The following is a 19,443-nucleotide window of genomic DNA, read 5'->3' as shown; positions in this document are numbered from 1 at the left end:
TGTAATAGCCAGCACATATTGAGATTTGCAAGCACTTTTACTCTCATGCACAATAGAGCAGATGGGGTAATTAGAAGTAGTTTAAAAAGCGATATGTGCCAGCTATTAGGAATGAATTGTGCAACACCAACGGATATCACTTTTTCCTTCCGTGGTTTTTCACAGCGTGCAGGAATTACCTCAGACCATAGTGATGGATTTGGTATTGCATTTTTCGAAGATAAGGCGTGCCGTTTATTCGTTGATAACCAATCAGCAGTTGAGTCTCCAATTGCCGATCTTATTCGTAATTATCCTATTAAATCACGCAACGTGATCGCTCATATCCGCAAAGCTACTCAAGGCAAAATCACTTTAGAAAACTCTCATCCCTTTATTCGTGAGTTGTGGGGGAGACACTGGATTTTTGCTCATAATGGCGATTTACATGACTTTAATCCGCCGTTAAGTGGACGTTTCACACCAGTAGGTAATACCGATAGTGAGCGGGCATTTTGTTATTTGCTCGATCAACTCGTTGAAGTATTTGGTTATGAAGAGCCAAGTCTTGAACAAATCTTTGAAGTATTAGAAAAGATTTCTCCGCAAATTGCAGAATATGGCACATTTAATTATTGCCTATCTAATGGCAAAGCATTATTTAGTTATGCCATTACTAAATTATATTGGCTCGTTCGCGAATATCCATTTAATCATGCTCATTTAATTGACTTAGATGTCGCAGTTGATTTTAGCCAGGTAACAACACCTGACGATCGTGTGGCAGTAATAACCACTGAACCTTTAACACATAATGAAAATTGGACAGCGTACCAACCTGGTGAAATGATTTTATTTCAACATGGTCAACCAATTAAAAAGGCGATTACCTTTGTAGAAAGATTAAAGCGCGAACAGGAAAATCCTGAACTTAAACGTATTACGCGTGCAGATCAGTATTAATATAAAATACATTTAAAATATATGAATAAGGGTATTTATATATTTTTATCATTTAATAATTAAATAGTTTGTTTAAAAAATACTTTATTATTTTAGTTGGTTAATTTTAATTAAATATTTTAAAAACAATAACTTGGGTTGAATATAATTTTTATATGCTAAAGCCGACAAAATAGGTTTGTTTTTATTTATATTCTTTAAATATATCATGGAGTTTATGCAACGATCATTAATCATCATTGGGGAGATGTATGAAAATGAAATGGGCTTCAGAATATAATACGGGTATTGATGTTATTGATGAGCAACATAAACGAATACTTGATTATATTAATGAGATTGATGATGTAAAAGATGAAGAGGATAGACGTCGTATTAAAGATGTTCTAGACAATATTATCGATTATACGCAATCACATTTTACTTTCGAAGAAAGTTTGCAAGAGGAAGCTGATTATAAATATCGTGTACCTCATAAACGTGTACATGATTTATTTATTAAAAAAATAGAGTTATATCGTGAACGTTTTGAAATGGGGCACACGATTGAAGCAGAATTACAAGAAATTTTGGCTAAATGGTTAATTAACCATATTCAACATGATGATGCCGATTATGTAGGAGCAGTAAAAGAAAATATGATGGGAATTATTAGAGAAAAAGAAAAGAAAAAAGGGAAAAACTGGTTTGCTCGGTTTTTCTCATAACCTGAAATAAAAAGAACTCATAATTTCAGTTAGCGCGGCAAACTATCGATTCGGTAGTTTGCTTTTTTTATTGAGCAAACTTTGATTTTCAAGCATGACACGGGCAAAATATCTCTAGTCTTTTTCAAGGAATGCATAATGCAGGACATACCTATGTCACGATGGTTATCGCCCCTGATGGCGTTTTGCTTATCTTTCATCATTATGGCGACATTGGCACCCACAATGGGAATCCAGATTGATCGTCAACTCGATTTCTGGTTATTGTGGTTAGGCACAATGTTGTTATTGGCACTACCAGTTTGTTATTTGGAAATTGCTTTAGCAAAACGGTCGAAGACTACAGCCTTAAATGCTTTATCAAGTTTAACTCGTGAAGCAGATAGTTCCCCAAAATGGCGTTTGGTTGGCTGGCTTGCAGTTATTTTTATTCCATTTTTAGCAGGTAATGTATTAAGTACCGCTGGTAATTTACTGAATACACAACTTAATAATAGTGTTTCAGGACAACTTGTTTTTGCTGGCCTTGCTGTTGTGGCCCTCATTTTATCCTTTATTCCACGTCAAATTTTAATTTTACTGATGACGGTTGGTGTAATTGTTTCTCTTGTTTTAGCTAACACGATGGGAACGACTTTACAGCCTTGGCATTGGACCAATGTTGAGTTTAAAGAATGGGGGAATGCGACTGTACTTGCACTTGTTGCGAGTGGATTGGGCTTAGGGCTTTATTGGCAAAATAGTGTAGGTGCGGTTCAGTCGCAAGAAGGTGCAACGAAAACAGTTCTTCCAATTTGGTTAGCTCAGTTAATTGCTGTGATCGCCTTTGGTTTCTTTTCTTTACAAGCACAGCTTCCTGTTTTTACTTGGATCTTTACCGCAGTAATGACAACAGCGTTATTTGTGCAATTGGCTAGAGAGCAGCTTGCTCAGCGTCAGCTTATGCCTATTTTACAGTGGGTGATTATTGTTGTAGCGATTGCTGTTTGGGCTGTGCCTGAGCTTCATAACATCTTTACGCTGATTTTGATGCTTTGGGGATTACTCATTTGCTTGATCTATGCCATTTTTGCTGGCTGGATTATGAAAATTAGCCATTTGCGTAAATCTATGAATTTTAGCAATGAGTTGTTTTATAACTTATGGCGCATTGCGGTACGTATTGTATTGCCGCTTTCAATTGTCATTGCCATGATTGCGGTGATTGGACAAATTATCTGATGGAAAAAGCTCAGCAAGTGTGGGTTGCTTATGCAGCCCCAGAGCAACAGTTTTTAGTTGCTATTCCATTTGAAGCTGGTATGACTGCATTACAAGCAGTTGAGGCGAGTGGCTTGCAGACACAGGTCAGTTTGCCTGAGCCATTACAACTTGGCATCTTTGGCGCAAAAGTTGAAGCACATGCGATTTTGCAAGCTGGTGATCGAGTTGAGATTTATCGACCTTTAACGATTAACCCTAAAGATATACGTCGTAAACGCGCCGAGAAAAACCCTGTGGGGCGATATATTAAAAGTAATCGCTTTAAGCAATAAGCCCCATAAACAAAACCCCTCAAAGTATTTCACTTGAGGGGTTTATTTTTATTAGAAAAAACGATTATAGTGGTGGTGCAGTTAAAATCGCTTCTTTAGAAGCAGGTAAACCTGGTTGCGATTCTGGAATAGTTTCTAAACCTTCAATTTTAGTTACTGTGCCAGTGCCATCAAAGTAAATTTTTAAATGCTGACCATGTGCTGCGGGGATTTTTGCTTTTTTAGCATAAGTTCCCGGGATATAGTTGTAAATGTAGTCCCAACGTAGAGGATTGAGGGGATCAGTCACAGTTGGACTACCAAGCAAAAAACGCACTTGCTGGAAATTCATGCCGACTTGTACTTGAGAGGCTTGAGCTTTGGTCAATGGAGTCCCTTGAGGAATATCAACCTTATATACACCAAAGATTGAACAACCAGCAAGGAGTGAAGTGACTAATAACGTCAGCACGAGTTTTTGCATTTTGCTACACTATCCCAATAAATTATGATGCATTTGATCAAAGGATAGATCATACTTCATCTAAATTCTATTGCCTATTCCAACTTGAGATTTGTTGAGAGACCTTTTTTCATGCCTATTTCCAATCAAGATTTGCGCAAAGCTGGACTTAAAGTTACCCTTCCTCGAATTAAGATTTTGGAATTATTAGAAAATTCAAAACAACATCATCTTAGTGCTGAAGATATTTACAAGACTTTGTTAGAACAAGGGGAAGATGTCGGTCTTGCGACAGTTTACCGTGTGTTAACACAATTTGAAGCTGCAGGTATCATTCAGCGCCACCATTTCGAAAATAATCATTCTGTTTTCGAAATTATGCAAGAAGATCATCACGATCATTTGGTTTGCCATAATTGCAACAAAGTTATTGAATTTACTAATGATGTTATCGAGAAAGAACAGCATGCTGTAGCTGAGCAACATGGGTTTACCTTAACGGGTCACTCATTAAACCTCTACGGTTACTGTAACGAACCTGAATGTCAGGAAGTACTGCGCAAGAAATAATCGTTTTCACACAAAGAAAACAAATAAAAAAGGAAGGTTACGTTTAACCTTCCTTTTTTTATGAAGAAATTACTGTCGGTCGAAGGTTAAATGCTGATTTGTGCCTGCAATTTGATCTGGACCTTCTTCGGCAAGCTTAATTGTTAAACGCAAATCGTTTGGTGAGTCGGCATGTTTTAATGCATCTTTGTAGGTAATTTGGCCTGACTTATAAAGATCAAACAGTGCTTGGTCAAAAGTTTGCATACCGAGTTCACGTGAGCGTTTCATTAAATCTTTAATTTCATGAATTTCGCCTTTACGAATATAGTCTGAAATTAATGGTGAGTTAATGAGAATCTCAATCGCTGCACGGCGCGAATTACCATCTGGAGTCGGAATAAGTTGCTGTGCAATCATGGCCTTTAAGTTAAGTGATAAATCCATGTAGAGCTGGCTATGACGGTCACTTTCAAAGAAGTGAATAATACGGTCAAGTGCTTGGTTGGCATTGTTCGCATGCATTGTGGCTAATACAAGGTGACCTGTTTCGGCGAAGCCAATCGCGTAGTCCATAACTTCACGAGAGCGAATCTCACCAATCAAGATTACATCGGGTGCTTGTCGCAACGTATTCTTTAAAGCAATTTCAAATGAGTCTGTATCGATCCCGACTTCACGTTGGGTAATGATGCAGCCAGCGTGTTCATGAATAAACTCGATAGGGTCTTCAATGGTAATGATATGACCTTTAGAGTTATGGTTACGATAGCTAATCATTGAAGCCAATGATGTCGATTTACCTGTACCTGTTGCCCCTACAAAAATAATGATGCCACGTTTGGTCATCGATAAATCTTTAAGCACTGGCGGTAATTGTAAGTCGTCAATTGAAGGAATTTTGGTTTCAATTCGACGTAGTACCATGCCTGGCATGTCGCGTTGCTGAAAAGCACTTACACGAAAGCGCGCACTTTTATCGCGGTTCATAATCGCAAAGTTACATTCACGAGTCTCTGCAAATTCTTTGCGTTGTTTTTCACTCATGATGGAGTGTAATAGTTGCCCGATAATTTCGCCTGAAAGACTATTTTTTGAAATGGGAACAATTTGCCCGTTAATCTTCATCGATGGTGCAACGCCATCTGTAATAAAGAGGTCGGATGATTTTTTTTCAACCATCAGGTTGAGCAGGTCATTAAAATCCATATTTATTCTCTAATTATTTTTATAGAAAGGATTCAGGCTGTTTAGCAGCAGTACGAGCCGTTTGCGGGCTGATCACACCGCGAGACACCAAATTTTTTAAGCTTTGGTCGAGGGTGGTCATGCCATGATTTGCGCCAGTCTGAATAGCTGAGTACATTTGCGCGACTTTATTTTCACGAATTAAGTTACGAATAGCAGGAATACCAATCATGATTTCATGAGCTGCGACACGGCCACCGCCATTCTTTTTAAGCAGGGTTTGTGAAATAACAGCCTGTAAAGATTCAGAGAGCATGGCACGAACCATGTCTTTTTCTTCGGCAGGGAATACGTCAATCACACGGTCGATGGTTTTCGCAGCAGAAGTGGTATGCAGTGTGCCAAACACCAAATGACCTGTTTCGGCAGCAGTAAGTGCTAAACGAATAGTCTCAAGGTCACGCATCTCACCGACCAAAATAATATCTGGGTCTTCACGCAGTGCTGAACGTAGTGCCTCATTAAAGCCGTGTGTATCACGATGCACTTCACGTTGGTTAATCAGGCATTTCTTTGACTGATGTACAAATTCGATAGGGTCTTCAACCGTTAAAATATGGTCATAACGGTTTTCATTAATGTAGTCCATCATCGCTGCAAGTGTGGTGGATTTACCCGAACCTGTTGGGCCTGTCACCAGTACAATGCCGCGTGGATAGTCACAAATATCTTTAAAGATTTGACCTAAGCCTAAATCTTCCATGGTGAGTACTTTGGACGGAATGGTACGAAACACTGCACCTGCACCACGGTTTTGATTAAATGCGTTAACACGGAAACGAGCAACGTTGGGTACTTCAAAAGAAAAGTCGGTTTCGAGTTTTTCTTCGTAGTCACGACGCTGTTTATCATTCATGATGTCGTAGACCAGACGATGAACATCTTTATGATCTAGAGCAGGTAAGTTAATGCGACGGACTTCGCCATCCACGCGAATCATTGGTGGCATGCCAGCAGATAGGTGTAAATCGGACGCGCCATTTTTCACAGAGAAGGCGAGTAGCTCTGTAATATCCATAATTTCCCCAAGTAAATCAAAATATGTCATTATTTTGTAGAATAATATACGGCTTTCACCGAGGCTTACCAACACCTCGCTTTAAGTGAAAAGCAAAAAAGTTTTTTGAAAATGAGAACCTTGTCAATGAATTACCTGCAAGATGCGCGGCAGCACGTATTACAGCAAATCCAAACTGCTTGTGAACATGCTCAACGTGTGCCTGAAACCGTACAACTTTTAGCCGTATCGAAAACACATCCAAGTGAAAGTTTGCGTGAAATGTATGCAGCAGGGCAAAGAGCATTTGGCGAAAACTATTTGCAAGAAGCTTTAGAAAAAATCGAAGCTTTGCACGATTTAGACATTGAATGGCATTTCATTGGTCATGTTCAACGCAACAAGACGAAGCATTTGGCCGAGAAATTTGATTGGGTACATGGTGTAGATCGTTTAATTATTGCCGAGCGATTATCTAATCAACGGGGTGATGATCAATCAGCCCTTAATATTTGTTTGCAAGTCAATATTGATGGGCAAGACAGTAAAGATGGTTGTGCACCAGAAGACGTTGCCGAGCTGGTTGCTCAAATTAGTCAATTACCAAAAATCAAGTTACGTGGCTTAATGGTCATTCCAGCACCTGACAATACTGCTGCATTTGCAGATGCTAAAGCCTTGTTTGATGCTGTGAAAGACCAACATGCCCACCCACAAGATTGGGATACTTTAAGTATGGGAATGTCGAGTGATTTAGAAGCTGCAATTGCTGCTGGTTCAACCATGGTTCGTGTAGGAACAGCCTTATTTGGTGCTAGAGACTATTCGCAAAAAGGCTGATGTAAGCTTTATCTTACAGAAACTGCGGCCTTTTGCGGCTATGGCAGACAACGTTTTTTTCGTACTATGAACTCATCAGGAAACAGGATGTTTCTAAAAATAACAATAAACAGTGATGAATGGATGCATACAGGTACGACAGGAGTTATACCAACGCAGAATCTAAAAAAGCCCCGACAGGATGTCGGGGCTTTTTAGTTTTAACCTACTACTTCTATGGTACTTGCACCTGCGCCGAGTGGTTTTACCTGAATTTGTACAGGAATTCGCTCATGCATTTCTTGAATGTGTGAGATGAGAATGACCTGACGACCCTGATTTTGCAATTGGTCTAAAGCATTCATCACCATGTGCAAAGATGAGGCGTCTAAAGTACCAAAGCCTTCATCAATAAACAGCGATTCAATTTTCATTGAGCCCGAGGCCATATTGGCAATCGCTAAAGACAAGGCAAGGGCAGTTAAGAACGACTCACCGCCAGACAAAGATGCAACAGAACGGGTTTCTCCATCCATGTCATGGTCAATAATCGCAAGACTTAGAGACTGATCTAGGCGTTTTAACGTATAACGTTGAGACAGCATTGCCAGTTGCTGGTTGGCATGTTCCACTAAAATATCTAGGTGATATTGCTGAGCGTAGTCGCGGAACTCTTTACCTTTTGCATCACCAATCAAGCCTGAAATTTTGCTCCAGCGATGTTCTTCTTGCTGAATATTTTGAATTTGCTCAGCGTATTGTTGCTGCTTAGCCAGATTTTGCTGATGGACTTCAAGTTTAAGTTTAAGCCGATCACGTACTTCAAGCTGGGCTTTGAGCTCTGCAATATTGTCTTGAATAAGGCTAACAAGCTTTTCATATTCAATATCTGGCTGAGTTTGTAAGTGCTCGCTCAATTGCTCTTGCATGGTCTTAAGGGCAGAAGAGGCTTCACTTAATAAACGCTCGGCATGATTAAGACGGTTACGAATGTCTTGCTCTTGGGCGGAATTGATTTGCATGAGCGCCGTAAGATCAGATGCCTGAAAATCAGCATGGGCTTTTAACCAGTTTTGAATTTGCCCATCAATCTGCTGCTGATGCCCCGCAGTGTGTTGATGTTGATGCTTGAGCTGATCGAGCGCTTGTTTTTGCTGCTCAAAGTGCTGTCTGGTTTGCTCGAAACGCTGTTTAGCCTCGTGATAAGCGGTTTGTTGTTGCTGACGTTTAACGTCATGCTCAATTAGCCATTCGTGCGGTTTAATATCAGAGAGGCCCGTCATTTGCTGAATGAGCGACACCGCTTTTTCATTATTTTGCTGACCTTTAAGCGTAATCTCTTTGAGATTTTGATCGATCTCATCAATTTGCTTGGCCATTTGTTCAAAGTTAGCAGTCAACATTTTAAGTTCCTGTTGCTGCTGTTCAAAACGCTGTGAAAGCTGTTCTTGTTGCTCAAGTTGCTTAGCACGTACGTCTAAAATTGACCAAGTCTGCTTAGCTGTTTGGCTACTTGCTTGCTGCCATGCATGCTGTTCGGCTTCAGATAAACACTCAACAATATGTTGAACTTGTTGTTGCCATTGCTGTGCTGTATTAAGCAAACTTTCATTACGCTGAATCGTTTGAACAAGCTGATTGTGTTGTTTAATGGCTTTGGCTAAACGCACGTTTTCTGAGTCAAATGAATTTATGGCAGTTTGTGCCGCTTGTCTGAGTTCGTTCAGCATTAGCAAGATTTGTTCAGGAGCTTGATTAAGCTCAATATGTAAGTGATTGAGGCTAAATTGTTGCTCAAGTTCTTGCTGCAAGCTTGAATGTTTGGCTTTAAGTTGAGTTAAGTATTTCTGAACTTGCTCAAGCTCGGCACGACACTGAGTAAGCGCATGTTGTTGGTTTTGCCATGTGTTAAATTTAGTTTGCTCTAGCGCTACTGCCTGTTGCTCTTGTTGTTGCTGCAAGTCGAATAAAGCTTTAGAGACTGCACTGTCATCAACACGGTAAGGGTGATGTGTGCTTCCACACACTAAGCAAGCTTCGCCGTCTTTAAGATTGGCCCGTAACTGCTCAATATTTTCGGTGTGTAATAAACGCTGCTGTTGCAAAATGTGCTGTAACTTTTCACGTTCAGTTTTTGCTGTTTGGTAGTCTTGTTCAGCTAACTGGCAAACGGTTTTAAGCTGCTGCTCTTGGGCTGAGGTCTGTGTCTGTTTTTCGGTGAATTGCTGAAGCTCAGCATATAGCTCATGATAAATTATTATTTTCTGTTGAATCAGATCTAACTGAGTGATTTGAGCAAGTTTTTGATCTTTGTCTTTACGCTGTTGTTCAAGCTTTAACTCAATCTGTTCAACTGTGCCTAGTGAAGTTACGAGTTGTTCGAGTTCACTTTTAGCTTCCGCTAGCTTTTGGCGGGCAAGGGTAGGGTTACCGAGCTGTTGTTCAATCGCTTGGTAATTTTGAATAAATTGTCCGAGCTGATGTAGATGCGCTGAAAGGCCTTTATCTAACACAGCATATTGTTGAGTTTGGGTAAGCTGTTGTTGCAGATGAATTTGGTTCTGCTCAAGCTGTGCAATGTGCTGTTGCACACTGTTTTGCTGCTGGTGCAGTGGACTGAGTTTCTGCTCGAGTACGCTTCTTTTTTCTTTGCACTTTTTATATTCATCGGCAATAAAAGCACGTTCTTGAATGGACTGTCGAACTTGATTTAAAGCTTGTTGATGTTGCTGCTCAAAATCGAGTGTCTGTTTGAGCTGTTGTTCTGCAACTTGATATTGTTTTTGTCCCGTTTCAAAAATTTGTACTAAATCATTAAACTTGGTTTGTGCTTGCTGAATTTGCGGCTCAAGTTGTTGTAGGGCTTGTAAATTTTGAGCTTGCTGAAAAACTTGTGGGCGTATTTCAGAGAAAACTTCGAGTCGTTTTAATTGCTCACGCTCACCAGCCAATTGATGATGATGATTTTGCTGTGCTTGAAACTGTTGTTGTTTCGCTTGAACTTCTAGCTCAAGTTTCGCTTTACGCTCAAACCATTGTTGTTGTTTGTCTAAGATATTTTTTTGTTGTTCTAACTGTTGATGATTTTGTTCGGCTTGCTGGTATTGTTCGGTAAATGCAGCAATATCTTCATCAGACAAAATTTCGATATGTCCTAAAAACTCTTCAAGCTGTTTACGCTGCTTTGCAATATCGGCTGTTTTACGAAAAGCCAATTCACCGATTTTAGCGAAAATGCTGGAGTTGGTCAGGTACTCAAGTAATTCACCGCGTTCGCTGTCTCGTGCTTTTAAAAACGCGGTCACTTCTGACTGGGCAAGTAGCACCGCACGAGTAAACTGTTCAAAAGAAAGCTGGGTAATTTGCTTAACTTTTTCATCAACCGCTTTGGCTTTATCGGCAAGCACAACGCCATCGGTCATGCATTTTAAATGGCGTTGCACGCTTTGTAATTTACCGCTTGGGTTTTCACGCGCACGTTTAATTTCCCAACGAGCCAAATAGCGCTTTTGATCTTGTGCAATAAAGCAAAGCTCAGCGAAACCATGTCCTGTACCACGGCGTAAGACAGTTAAAGGTGAGTTAGTGAGTAACTCAGAACCATCAACATCTTTTAATTTACCATCACTGTCTTTAAGACGAGGCACCCGATTAAACAAAGCCAGACACATGGCGTCTAAAATAGTCGATTTACCAGCACCAGTTTTTCCCACAATCGCAATGAGACCTGCATGGGCGAGAGGTGCGCTTTCAAAATCAATAAAGTGTTCATCAGAAAGAGATGCCAGATTTTTTATTCGAATGGATAAAATTTTCATGACATATCCTTAAGGTGTTGCATCATTTTCAAGATGTTTTTGTGCTTCTTGTACTAGGCTTAGAAAATCTTTTAAGACCGCATCATCGGCGTTGTAACCTTGTTTTTCCCAGATATTTTGAAAGAGCCTTTCTGGTGTTGGTGGTTCAAGTGCGATTTGCTGGGTGGTATTTGAATCGGTCGCGTCTTTATTTACATATTGACGTGAAATACGCACTAAACGATAGCGGTCAGGTGGCAGAGCTGCTTCAAACTGCTGACGTAAATTAGGCTGTGGCGGCGTTAAACTATAATACTCAATATCGACATATTCACGGTGGTCAATATTCTCAATCACGCCGCTTGGTAAGGCTTTGAGTTGTTGCAAGACTTCATTTAACTCACCACGAATGCGGTGCAATTGTATGCAACGTGGTATTTCTACAGCTTCAAATTGCAAACGGCTGTCTGTGTCTTGAGTCGGATCAACTTTGACCTCAACCACTTGATGCTTATAGTTAATTTCACAAAAAAAAAGCGGAATGGGGGAGCCACTATAACGGATATGCGGCTGACCTACTTTTTGTGGTTTATGTAAATGCCCTAACGCGACATAGTCGACAGCATCTTCAAATAAAGTCGTTGAAAGTGCCTCTTCATTACCAATAATAATGGGGCGTTCAGAGTCGGATGTTTCTCCACCTTGCATGTGGGCATGCGACATCAAAATAAGTGCTTGGTCTGGTGTTTTACGACGTTTGGCTTCGGCAATGAGTTGCTGGTGCAAATAGACAATCGCGTTTTTGCTGTTGGTGGTATGTTCATTAAAGCCTGTAATTTCGGCCGAGCGTAAAAAAGGCAGGGCAAGACACCACGCTACAATATCTTGATTTTGATTATAAATAGGTAAAAGTAATCGATCGAGATCTAGGGTTTTATCTTCATTCCAGCGAACCACGCCCACGGTTTTTGCGTTGTATTTTTCTAAAAGCGGTTCAACCTGTTCAATACGGTAGCCTGAGTCATGGTTACCCGCAATCATGAGCGTTTGCATGTGCGGTGTAATGCGATGGGCATCTGCTAAAAATTGGTAGAGTTGTTTTTGTGCTTGTGAACCCGGGTTAATGACATCAAAAATATCGCCAGCAATAAGCAGGGCATGCGGTTGTTTTTCTTGAATTTGAGTAAGTAACCAGCTTAAAAATTGTTGGTGTTCGTAGTGGCGTGAATGATTATAAAAAAACTGCCCCAAATGCCAGTCAGAAGTATGTAGAAAATGTACGGACATAGAAACAGACATCAAGCCAAAATAAACACAGATACGTTAGCATAAATTGGCAGGAGATTTTATCAAGACATTTTAAAGTGCTCGTTATTTAAGCCCCACTAAAACTTGAATTAAATTTTTCACTTTAAACGCTGCTTTGTTACTATCGACTTAAACCATGAACTTTGAGAAAAAAATGACCATTCATGAATACGAAGTAAAAATACAGTGGGAAGGCAATACGGGTACAGGCACTTCATCTTATCATTCTTATAAACGCGATTTTAGTATTCAGCATCCGCAAAAGGCCACAATTCAAGGTTCATCAGACCCTGCCTATTTAGGCGATGTGACCAGATGGAACCCAGAAGATTTATTGGTTGCATCAGCTTCTGCTTGCCATAAACTTTGGTATTTACATCTGTGTGCAGTCAACCATATTCATGTGCTGAGTTATGTCGACAAAGCACTTGGCTTTATGGAAGATGCAGATCCAGTTAAACGCGGTCACTTTACCCAAATTATTTTAAGGCCCGAGGTTGTTTTAGAAAAAGGTGCTGACCAAGAGCTTGCAGCAAAACTGCATGAAGAAGCGCATCATGAATGCATGATTGCCAATTCGGTGAATTTCCCAATTACATGTGAAGCCAGCTTTAGCTTTGCTGAATAAACTATATGAAATAGCCACCGATAAAAAGGCGGTGGCTATACATTAAAAATAAATAAAATCTTTAAGCTGCGTTTTCATCGACTTGAAAAATACCAAAAACGTTGTGGTCTAAATCGACAAAATAGCCATGCCAAGCGCGGCCTGGAATAGCAAATTTATCCATTGCGACAATACCACCTTGCGCTAAAATTTTTGCAGCTACCTCATCGAAGTTTTCGACCTGAACCGAACAGGTAAATGCATTGGTGCCATATTCCATTGGAGGTGTTTGAGCAGGGCGCTTTAATAGCCCTCCAATAATTGAAGGTGTCTCTATGCGGTAATATTCAATTGGTAAGTTTTCATCGAGTTTAAATTGCCAGCCGAACACAGCTTGATAAAACTGCGCATCGCGGGCAGGGTTTGAAGACTGGATTTCAAAATAGGCAATAGTGTTCATATTATTTAAATCATATTTTTATGGTGTAAAAAGTATACGCATAGCCTTTATAGCCACGAAAGGACTATTGTGTATGCTGAGCGTAAAATAAATGAAAGTGCTAGAAAATAAAAACCGACGATTCGAGTGATGAGAGAATCGTCGGTCAAAAACTTCATCAAGGGTTTCGGCTGCTAACAAAACCTAATCCGAAGGAAGGAAAGAGTCGTAATGAAAGGTCACCGAAACAATTTTGCGGATGCCGTGCAAAGGAAGTATTCGGTTGCTGCGACCTTATTACCCTATATAACGTCAAGAGATCAGGATTGGTTGACAGAAAAATGAAAAAAAATCGAAAAAAATTTATAATTATTTTTTGAACCCATAAATTAGGCAAAAATATGACCAAATTACGTTCTTACTTTCTCTGGTTTTTTGGTTTATGCATCGTACTTACCTTAATTGTAGGTGTGGTTGCAGCACTATTACCAGCGAGTGTAGGTGGTATTTTAACAGCCGTTCCATATTTAGGCGCAATGATTTTTGTCTTATTTAAATTTTTAAAGAAAGAACGCCGTGCACCGACTGTACAAGAAAAAAAGAAATTTACTTTAGGTTTTAGTCTGATTTTTTGGGGCTATAACTTGTGTGGTGTTTTATTTGGCCTGTTTTTATTTGCAAGAAAAGACCCTGAGATTTTGCAGAACTTTATGCTTTACCTCAAACAACCTCAGTTCTTAAGTATTATGGTGATTATGCTTTTAATGTTAGCTATTCCACTTTATTTAATTACCTACTGGTTTTATGGTAAACAAGCACAGCGCATGGCTGACAAAATGTTTAACGTGCAATAGATCACTATGAAAACTCATACGTTTAAATATAAATGAGTCTTATACAATTAAATAAAACTTGAATCCTCAGCTTAGGAGGAAATATGAATAAGAATGTATTAATTACAGGTGCAAGTGGTTTTATCGGAACGCATTTAATTAAGTTCCTCTTACAGAAAAATTATAACGTGATTGCGGTGACACGGCAGGCTGGAAAGGAATCTGACCATCCTGCCTTGCAATGGGTGCAAAAGTTTGAAGATATTTCGACACGTCAAATTGACTATGTGGTGAATTTGGCAGGCGCAAATATTGGCGAGAAACGCTGGACCGAGTCACGTAAAAAACAACTCATTGAAAGCCGAGTAAATACGACCCGAAAATTGTATGCATGGCTCAAGCAATCTCAAATTTTTCCGGAAGTAATTGTGTCTGGTTCTGCGATTGGTTATTACGGAATAGATGATCAAGAAAAGTGGGCAGAAGTGTGCACTGAACAAAGCCCGCCACAGCCTATTTTTATGTCCGAGCTTTGCCAAGAATGGGAGCGAGCAGCGTTAGCAGATACTCAGCAAAATACTAAAATTATTCGTTTAGGCGTTGTGTTTGGGCAGGGTGGCGGCATCTTGCCTAAAATGTTATTTCCTATTCGACTCAATTTAGTGGGTCAAATTGGTCATGGTCGTCAGCCTGTAGTGTGGGTACATATTGAAGACGTATTAAACGCAATTGAGTTTATATTTCAGCATCCTCAATCTGCTCAAATTCACAATGTCGTGGCGCCAGAAAATGTGACTCAAAAGGTATTTGTTGAACAAACTGCTGCGGTACTCAATAAGAAACCACTGTTGTCAGCACCGAGCACGGTTTTCCGTTGTTTGTTAGGGGAACAGTCGCAATTGATTTTGAATGGGCAATACGTTAAACCCGCTGCCTTGCAAGCAGAAGGATTTGAGTTTACTTATCCTCAATTAAAAATGGCTTTAGAGAATATATTGGCATCAGGCTAAGATTTTATTTTGCAAACGCTCTGGGGAATATGCTTTGGCATCAACTAATGTCGGTTGATCCAGCATAAGCTGACGGAGCAATTGCGCAGAACCTGCGCCCATACACAATCCATTTCTAAAGTGACCAAAGTTTGCCCAGAGGTTATCCATTTCAGGCATTTTGCCAATGTATGGAACGCCATTTGGTGAACTTGGTCTGAGGCCTGCCCAGCGATGTACAATCGGGAAATCGGCCAGTTCAGGCACCATTTCTAAACATGCTTCTAAAATATTGTGCTGAGTGGTTTCGTCGGTAGAGTTGTCAAAACCACGATGTGCCATGCTTGACCCGCACACGATATGACCGTCCATACGTGGAATCAAATACATGACTCGATTCATACACATGGTCGGTAGCCAGTGAGCAGGGGTTTTAAATAACAGCATTTGACCTTGAACAGGTTCGACTGGAATTTCGAGTTGTAATTGTGAGTTCCAGTAATGGCTCCAAGCACCCGAAGTTATTACAAAATGGTCTGCTGTATGTTTGCGACCGTCTTCGGTTTGTAGCGCTTGTATAATATCGCCATTTTGAATCAGTTTTTTAACAGCAGCGTGTTCAAAAAACTCAACATTTGGATGTTGTTTTAAATAGCTAATCAGGGACTGTAATACGCGTGGGTTGCGAATATTAGACAGTTCAGGGAAATAAATGGCTTCTTGAAACTGATCGGAAATATGCGGGTTTACTTGTTCTAGCGCATCTCGCTGTAAATATTCACAGCGTTGCATCGGCTCTTGATGCTGCTCGGCGTAGGAAAGTCCAACGTCAAAATCTTCTTCATCAAAAATCAGCATGCCTGTGTCATGTATTTCAAAATCAATCCCTGTAACAGGGTAGAGCTTTTGGTTCCATGCTTGATAAGAGGCTTTGCCAAATTGAGCAAGTTGGTTCACTGCATGCACATAGCGCCACGGGTACATCGGAGAGAGAATGCCTCCGCCAGCCCAAGAGGCTGCTTGTCCCGCTTGTTGTTGATCAAAAATGCTGACTTTACAGCCTTGTTCAACCAACTCCAGCGCAGACATTAATCCACTTATGCCCGCGCCAATGATTGCAATATGCATGCAGTGTTATCCTTTCTCTGCGAACTTAGTTCATTTCCTTGAGTTTTTCAGCAGCGGTTTCTGCAAAGTAAGTCCAGATTCCGTCTGCACCAGCGCGGCGGCAGCACATCAGTGATTCTAAAATGACTGAATCTGATAACCAACCATTTTGAATTGCGCCAGCTAACATTGCGTATTCGCCACTCACTTGGTAAATGAATGTCGGAACACCAAAGGTATCTTTCACTTCACGTACCACATCCAGATATGGCATGCCCGGTTTTACAATCACCATGTCGGCGCCTTCTTGAATATCAAGCGCGATTTCATGTAATGCTTCGGCACGGTTGGCAAAGTCCATCTGGTAGTTATATTTATTACCACCTTTTAGGTTGGATGCAGAGCCAACAGCATCACGGAATGGACCATAGAAGCTTGATGCATATTTCGCAGAGTAGGCCATGATGTTGGTGTAGATATGGCCATTGGCTTCTAAAGCCTGACGAATTGCGCCAATACGGCCATCCATCATGTCACTTGGAGCAATCACTTCGGCACCTGCTTCTGCGTGACTTAAGGCTTGTTTAATCAAGCACTCTACAGTCTCATCATTCAGCACATAGCCTGTTTCATCAATAATGCCGTCTTGACCATGAGTCGTGTAAGGGTCGAGGGCACCATCGGTAATTAACACCATTTCTGGTAATTCTTTTTTAAGTAAACGGCACGTGGTTTGTACTAAACCATCTTCACGCCATGCAGCTTCTGCGGTGAGGCTTTTATCTTCTTGCGGGGTAACTGGAAAAAGAGCCAGTTTTGATACGCCCAATTCCAAAAGTCTTTCAGCTTTTTTCAGTAACAAATCTGCCGACAAACGCTGAATGTTCGGCATACTTGGAATATCTTGGGTCTGATTTTGTCCCGGTAATACAAATACTGGATAAATCAAGTGATTGGTAGTGAGCTGTGTTTCGCTGACCATCGCACGCAACTGGTCATTTTTACGGATACGGCGCATGCGAGTGGCTGGAAATGCAGGACGATTGAACGTATAAGTCATAACAATCTCGATGTTCGGTATTACACTAGGATAGGTTGGCGGATATTCCATTACTGTCAACCGACTGCTGTATTGTAGCCCCATAATGCTGGATTTGTACAAAATTATGGGTGTTTATCATGCTTTTAAATTTAGGCAATGTATGAGTGAAGAAAAGAAAAATTGGACTGGGAACATCCATTTAGGTGCAAAAACGGACTTAACTGTGGTTCTCAACCAATTATGTAAGGCGTTTAATAGCTCTCCTTTTTTTAAGCATAGTGGAATGATTATGCGTGTGGTGGACGGGCACATTGAAGGCTATATCGAGATGCAACCTAACCTGATTGGCAATTTGGCATTTCAGATTTTGCATGGCGGTGTTGCTGCAACTTTGCTCGATAGTATTGGTGGAATTGTGGCAATGGAACACCTATATCGCCGTTCAACTCCCGAAACTTTAACTGAAACCATTAAGCAAGTGTCGCGTTTGGCAACCGTCGACATGCGTGTAGATTATTTAGCACCGGGGCGTGGTAAATATTTTATTGCACGTGCCGAAGTATTACGTTTAGGTCGTAAGGGCTGCACCATGCGCATGACCATGGTCAATGATGAAGATAAAGCGATTGCTGCGGGTATTGCTTCATATGCCTATTAAGCAATGAATTGAATCATTTAAAAGCGCCAAGTGCGCTTTTTTTAGTGTTTGAAAAGCTAAAATTTTCATAAAAACTTTGAGATAAACATTAATTTAATTAGAACGAACGCATGAGTTATAAATTTTTATTCTCATATTATGAGGTTTTAGCGTTAAAATTAGCTCCTTTGACAATGCGGTATGTCTTGTTTATAGAAAAATAAAAACTCTATAACAAGGTGTAGTGCGAGATTGATGGCAAAGCCAACTCATCTTTAGGAACATACCATGACTGATGCACAAAGCAATGTACAAGAAACAGTGCCAACAACATCTGCCTCGGATGAAAACAATCAAAACAAGCGCAAAAAATTTCTTGGTTTTTTTGCGCTGATTTTATTGATCGCCGCTATTTTGTATGCAATCTGGGCATTATTTTTAAATAATTCCGTGAGTACGGATAATGCCTATGTCGGTGCAGAAACCGCGCAAATTACTTCAATGGTGAGCGGACAGGTCGCTCAGGTTGTCGTAAAAGATACCCAAACGGTACATCGTGGTGACGTGCTGGTTCGTATTGATGACCGTGATGCCAAAATTGCATTGGCCCAAGCTGAGGCAGAACTTGCCAAAGCAAAACGCCAATACAAACAAACTGCGGCAAACAGTAGTTCTTTAAACTCTCAAGTTGTGGTGCGTGCTGACGAAATTAACAGTGCCAAAGCACAGGTTGCTCAAGCACAGGCAGATTATGACAAAGCTGCTTTAGAGTTAAACCGCCGTGCACAGCTTGCTGCCTCTGGTGCAGTGTCTAAAGAAGAGCTTACTAAGGCACAAAGTGCAGTTGAAACAGCCAAAGCAGGGCTAGAGCTTGCTAAAGCTGGTTTAGCGCAAGCCTCTTCGAGCCGTAAAGCTGCCGAAAGTACCTTAGCTGCAAATGAAGCGTTAATTCAGGGTGTAAGCGAAACTTCGACACCTGATGTACAAGTTGCACAAGCACATGTTGAACAAGCTCAGCTTGATTTGGAACGTACCGTGATTCGTGCACCAGTTGATGGAGTAGTTACGCGTCGTAATATTCAAGTGGGTCAACGTGTTGCGCCGGGCACCAGCATGATGATGATTGTGCCACTTAACGATTTATATGTAGATGCAAACTTCAAAGAAAGTCAGTTGAAAAAAGTCCGTCCGGGTCAGGCGGTCACGCTTACTTCAGATTTATATGGCGATGACGTTGAATATCATGGCAAAGTGATGGGCTTCTCTGGTGGTACAGGCTCTGCCTTTGCCTTAATTCCGGCTCAAAACGCAACAGGAAACTGGATTAAAGTGGTTCAACGCTTACCGGTCCGTATTGCACTTGACCCAAAAGAACTTGCTGAACACCCACTACGTGTTGGCTTGTCGATGGAAGCAAAAGTCGACTTATCTGCGAAGTAAACGCT

At 40.7% G+C, this 19,443-nt stretch carries 19 protein-coding genes; 11 read left to right on the top strand and 8 right to left on the bottom strand.

Annotated features, from left to right (window positions below):
• Nucleotides 1-93 precede the first annotated feature (93 nt).
• From J655_RS13855 to J655_RS13840, 4 genes are all read left to right on the top strand, one after another.
• Complete coding sequence (locus J655_RS13855) at nt 94-942, top strand: class II glutamine amidotransferase (RefSeq protein WP_032052523.1); 849 nt, start codon at nt 94-96, stop codon at nt 940-942.
• Between the two features lie 251 nt (nt 943-1,193).
• Nucleotides 1,194-1,649 carry a bacteriohemerythrin gene (locus J655_RS13850; protein WP_002121698.1) on the top strand — a complete coding sequence of 152 codons (456 nt, stop codon included), beginning with the start codon at nt 1,194-1,196 and terminating at the stop codon, nt 1,647-1,649.
• A 153-nt stretch (nt 1,650-1,802) separates the two neighbouring features.
• Entirely contained in the window at nt 1,803-2,870 is a 1,068-nt protein-coding gene (locus tag J655_RS13845; protein WP_031944146.1) for a membrane protein, read from the top strand.
• On the top strand, nt 2,870-3,184 hold the full coding sequence (locus tag J655_RS13840) for an RnfH family protein (RefSeq protein WP_017481335.1): 315 nt from the start codon (nt 2,870-2,872) through the stop codon (nt 3,182-3,184). The genes J655_RS13845 and J655_RS13840 overlap by 1 nt, the downstream gene beginning before the upstream one ends.
• A gap of 64 nt (nt 3,185-3,248) precedes the next feature.
• On the opposite strand, the gene J655_RS13835 is transcribed toward J655_RS13840, so the two are convergent.
• Nucleotides 3,249-3,647: an outer membrane protein assembly factor BamE gene (locus J655_RS13835; protein ID WP_002121740.1), complete on the bottom strand. Its 399-nt coding sequence runs from the start codon at nt 3,645-3,647 to the stop codon at nt 3,249-3,251.
• Between the two features lie 111 nt (nt 3,648-3,758).
• On the opposite strand from J655_RS13835, the gene fur reads away from it, so the two are divergent.
• Nucleotides 3,759-4,196: a ferric iron uptake transcriptional regulator gene (fur, locus tag J655_RS13830; protein ID WP_002121758.1), complete on the top strand. Its 438-nt coding sequence runs from the start codon at nt 3,759-3,761 to the stop codon at nt 4,194-4,196.
• Between the two features lie 69 nt (nt 4,197-4,265).
• Here fur and J655_RS13825 read toward each other — a convergent pair whose 3' ends face one another.
• The gene (locus J655_RS13825) at nt 4,266-5,384 is read right to left on the bottom strand and encodes a PilT/PilU family type 4a pilus ATPase (RefSeq protein ID WP_005803129.1); all 1,119 of its coding nucleotides are present in this window, start codon (nt 5,382-5,384) and stop codon (nt 4,266-4,268) included.
• A gap of 19 nt (nt 5,385-5,403) precedes the next feature.
• On the bottom strand, nt 5,404-6,441 hold the full coding sequence (locus J655_RS13820) for a type IV pilus twitching motility protein PilT (protein WP_002121749.1): 1,038 nt from the start codon (nt 6,439-6,441) through the stop codon (nt 5,404-5,406).
• Nucleotides 6,442-6,567: 126 nt separating this feature from the next.
• Here J655_RS13820 and J655_RS13815 point away from each other — a divergent pair, with 126 nt between their 5' ends.
• The gene (locus tag J655_RS13815) at nt 6,568-7,260 is read left to right on the top strand and encodes a YggS family pyridoxal phosphate-dependent enzyme (protein ID WP_032052522.1); all 693 of its coding nucleotides are present in this window, start codon (nt 6,568-6,570) and stop codon (nt 7,258-7,260) included.
• 200 nt (nt 7,261-7,460) lie between these two features.
• On the opposite strand, the gene J655_RS13810 is transcribed toward J655_RS13815, so the two are convergent.
• A complete protein-coding gene (locus J655_RS13810; RefSeq protein WP_032052521.1) occupies nt 7,461-11,057 on the bottom strand; it encodes an AAA family ATPase in 3,597 nt (1,198 codons plus the stop codon).
• Between the two features lie 9 nt (nt 11,058-11,066).
• The gene (locus J655_RS13805; protein WP_032052520.1) at nt 11,067-12,335 is read right to left on the bottom strand and encodes an exonuclease SbcCD subunit D; all 1,269 of its coding nucleotides are present in this window, start codon (nt 12,333-12,335) and stop codon (nt 11,067-11,069) included.
• A gap of 163 nt (nt 12,336-12,498) precedes the next feature.
• Between J655_RS13805 and J655_RS13800 the strand changes: the two genes are divergently transcribed.
• A complete protein-coding gene (locus J655_RS13800; RefSeq protein ID WP_032052519.1) occupies nt 12,499-12,972 on the top strand; it encodes an OsmC family protein in 474 nt (157 codons plus the stop codon).
• Between the two features lie 61 nt (nt 12,973-13,033).
• On the opposite strand, the gene J655_RS13795 is transcribed toward J655_RS13800, so the two are convergent.
• A complete protein-coding gene (locus J655_RS13795) occupies nt 13,034-13,411 on the bottom strand; it encodes a VOC family protein (RefSeq protein WP_005803119.1) in 378 nt (125 codons plus the stop codon).
• A 380-nt stretch (nt 13,412-13,791) separates the two neighbouring features.
• On the opposite strand from J655_RS13795, the gene J655_RS13790 reads away from it, so the two are divergent.
• Nucleotides 13,792-14,244, top strand: a complete 453-nt coding sequence (locus J655_RS13790; RefSeq protein ID WP_005803116.1) for an ABZJ_00895 family protein — start codon at nt 13,792-13,794, stop codon at nt 14,242-14,244.
• Nucleotides 14,245-14,327: 83 nt separating this feature from the next.
• A complete protein-coding gene (locus J655_RS13785) occupies nt 14,328-15,233 on the top strand; it encodes a TIGR01777 family oxidoreductase (RefSeq protein ID WP_005803115.1) in 906 nt (301 codons plus the stop codon).
• Here J655_RS13785 and J655_RS13780 read toward each other — a convergent pair.
• Nucleotides 15,225-16,340 carry an NAD(P)/FAD-dependent oxidoreductase gene (locus tag J655_RS13780; protein WP_005803113.1) on the bottom strand — a complete coding sequence of 372 codons (1,116 nt, stop codon included), beginning with the start codon at nt 16,338-16,340 and terminating at the stop codon, nt 15,225-15,227. The two genes, J655_RS13785 and J655_RS13780, sit on opposite strands and share 9 nt — an antisense overlap.
• A 25-nt stretch (nt 16,341-16,365) precedes the next feature.
• The gene (hemB, locus tag J655_RS13775; RefSeq protein ID WP_004748084.1) at nt 16,366-17,379 is read right to left on the bottom strand and encodes a porphobilinogen synthase; all 1,014 of its coding nucleotides are present in this window, start codon (nt 17,377-17,379) and stop codon (nt 16,366-16,368) included.
• Between the two features lie 142 nt (nt 17,380-17,521).
• On the opposite strand from hemB, the gene J655_RS13770 reads away from it, so the two are divergent.
• Nucleotides 17,522-18,019, top strand: coding sequence for a thioesterase family protein (locus J655_RS13770; RefSeq protein ID WP_002121786.1), 498 nt, complete (start codon nt 17,522-17,524; stop codon nt 18,017-18,019).
• Between the two features lie 267 nt (nt 18,020-18,286).
• On the top strand, nt 18,287-19,438 hold the full coding sequence (locus J655_RS13765) for an EmrA/EmrK family multidrug efflux transporter periplasmic adaptor subunit (RefSeq protein ID WP_002121732.1): 1,152 nt from the start codon (nt 18,287-18,289) through the stop codon (nt 19,436-19,438).
• Nucleotides 19,439-19,443: the final 5 nt, after the last annotated feature.

The sequence above is a fragment of the Acinetobacter sp. 1294243 genome (assembly GCF_000588015.1).
Taxonomy (GTDB): domain Bacteria; phylum Pseudomonadota; class Gammaproteobacteria; order Pseudomonadales; family Moraxellaceae; genus Acinetobacter; species Acinetobacter pittii.
This window is presented reverse-complemented; position numbering and strand designations above follow the sequence as displayed.

What these genes read in the sequence shown, in the direction of transcription:
- J655_RS13815 (WP_032052522.1), top strand. Translation starts at nt 6,568, where the DNA reads ATGAATTACCTGCAAGATGCGCGGCAGCACGTATTACAGCAAATCCAA.
- J655_RS13850 (WP_002121698.1), top strand. Translation starts at nt 1,194, where the DNA reads ATGAAAATGAAATGGGCTTCAGAATATAATACGGGTATTGATGTTATT.
- J655_RS13790 (WP_005803116.1), top strand. Translation starts at nt 13,792, where the DNA reads ATGACCAAATTACGTTCTTACTTTCTCTGGTTTTTTGGTTTATGCATC.
- J655_RS13780 (WP_005803113.1), bottom strand. Translation starts at nt 16,340, where the DNA reads ATGCATATTGCAATCATTGGCGCGGGCATAAGTGGATTAATGTCTGCG.
- J655_RS13820 (WP_002121749.1), bottom strand. Translation starts at nt 6,441, where the DNA reads ATGGATATTACAGAGCTACTCGCCTTCTCTGTGAAAAATGGCGCGTCC.
- hemB (WP_004748084.1), bottom strand. Translation starts at nt 17,379, where the DNA reads ATGACTTATACGTTCAATCGTCCTGCATTTCCAGCCACTCGCATGCGC.
- J655_RS13835 (WP_002121740.1), bottom strand. Translation starts at nt 3,647, where the DNA reads ATGCAAAAACTCGTGCTGACGTTATTAGTCACTTCACTCCTTGCTGGT.
- J655_RS13855 (WP_032052523.1), top strand. Translation starts at nt 94, where the DNA reads ATGTGCCAGCTATTAGGAATGAATTGTGCAACACCAACGGATATCACT.
- J655_RS13800 (WP_032052519.1), top strand. Translation starts at nt 12,499, where the DNA reads ATGACCATTCATGAATACGAAGTAAAAATACAGTGGGAAGGCAATACG.
- fur (WP_002121758.1), top strand. Translation starts at nt 3,759, where the DNA reads ATGCCTATTTCCAATCAAGATTTGCGCAAAGCTGGACTTAAAGTTACC.
- J655_RS13845 (WP_031944146.1), top strand. Translation starts at nt 1,803, where the DNA reads ATGTCACGATGGTTATCGCCCCTGATGGCGTTTTGCTTATCTTTCATC.
- J655_RS13825 (WP_005803129.1), bottom strand. Translation starts at nt 5,384, where the DNA reads ATGGATTTTAATGACCTGCTCAACCTGATGGTTGAAAAAAAATCATCC.
- J655_RS13840 (WP_017481335.1), top strand. Translation starts at nt 2,870, where the DNA reads ATGGAAAAAGCTCAGCAAGTGTGGGTTGCTTATGCAGCCCCAGAGCAA.
- J655_RS13810 (WP_032052521.1), bottom strand. Translation starts at nt 11,057, where the DNA reads ATGAAAATTTTATCCATTCGAATAAAAAATCTGGCATCTCTTTCTGAT.
- J655_RS13795 (WP_005803119.1), bottom strand. Translation starts at nt 13,411, where the DNA reads ATGAACACTATTGCCTATTTTGAAATCCAGTCTTCAAACCCTGCCCGC.
- J655_RS13785 (WP_005803115.1), top strand. Translation starts at nt 14,328, where the DNA reads ATGAATAAGAATGTATTAATTACAGGTGCAAGTGGTTTTATCGGAACG.
- J655_RS13770 (WP_002121786.1), top strand. Translation starts at nt 17,522, where the DNA reads ATGAGTGAAGAAAAGAAAAATTGGACTGGGAACATCCATTTAGGTGCA.
- J655_RS13805 (WP_032052520.1), bottom strand. Translation starts at nt 12,335, where the DNA reads ATGTCTGTTTCTATGTCCGTACATTTTCTACATACTTCTGACTGGCAT.
- J655_RS13765 (WP_002121732.1), top strand. Translation starts at nt 18,287, where the DNA reads ATGACTGATGCACAAAGCAATGTACAAGAAACAGTGCCAACAACATCT.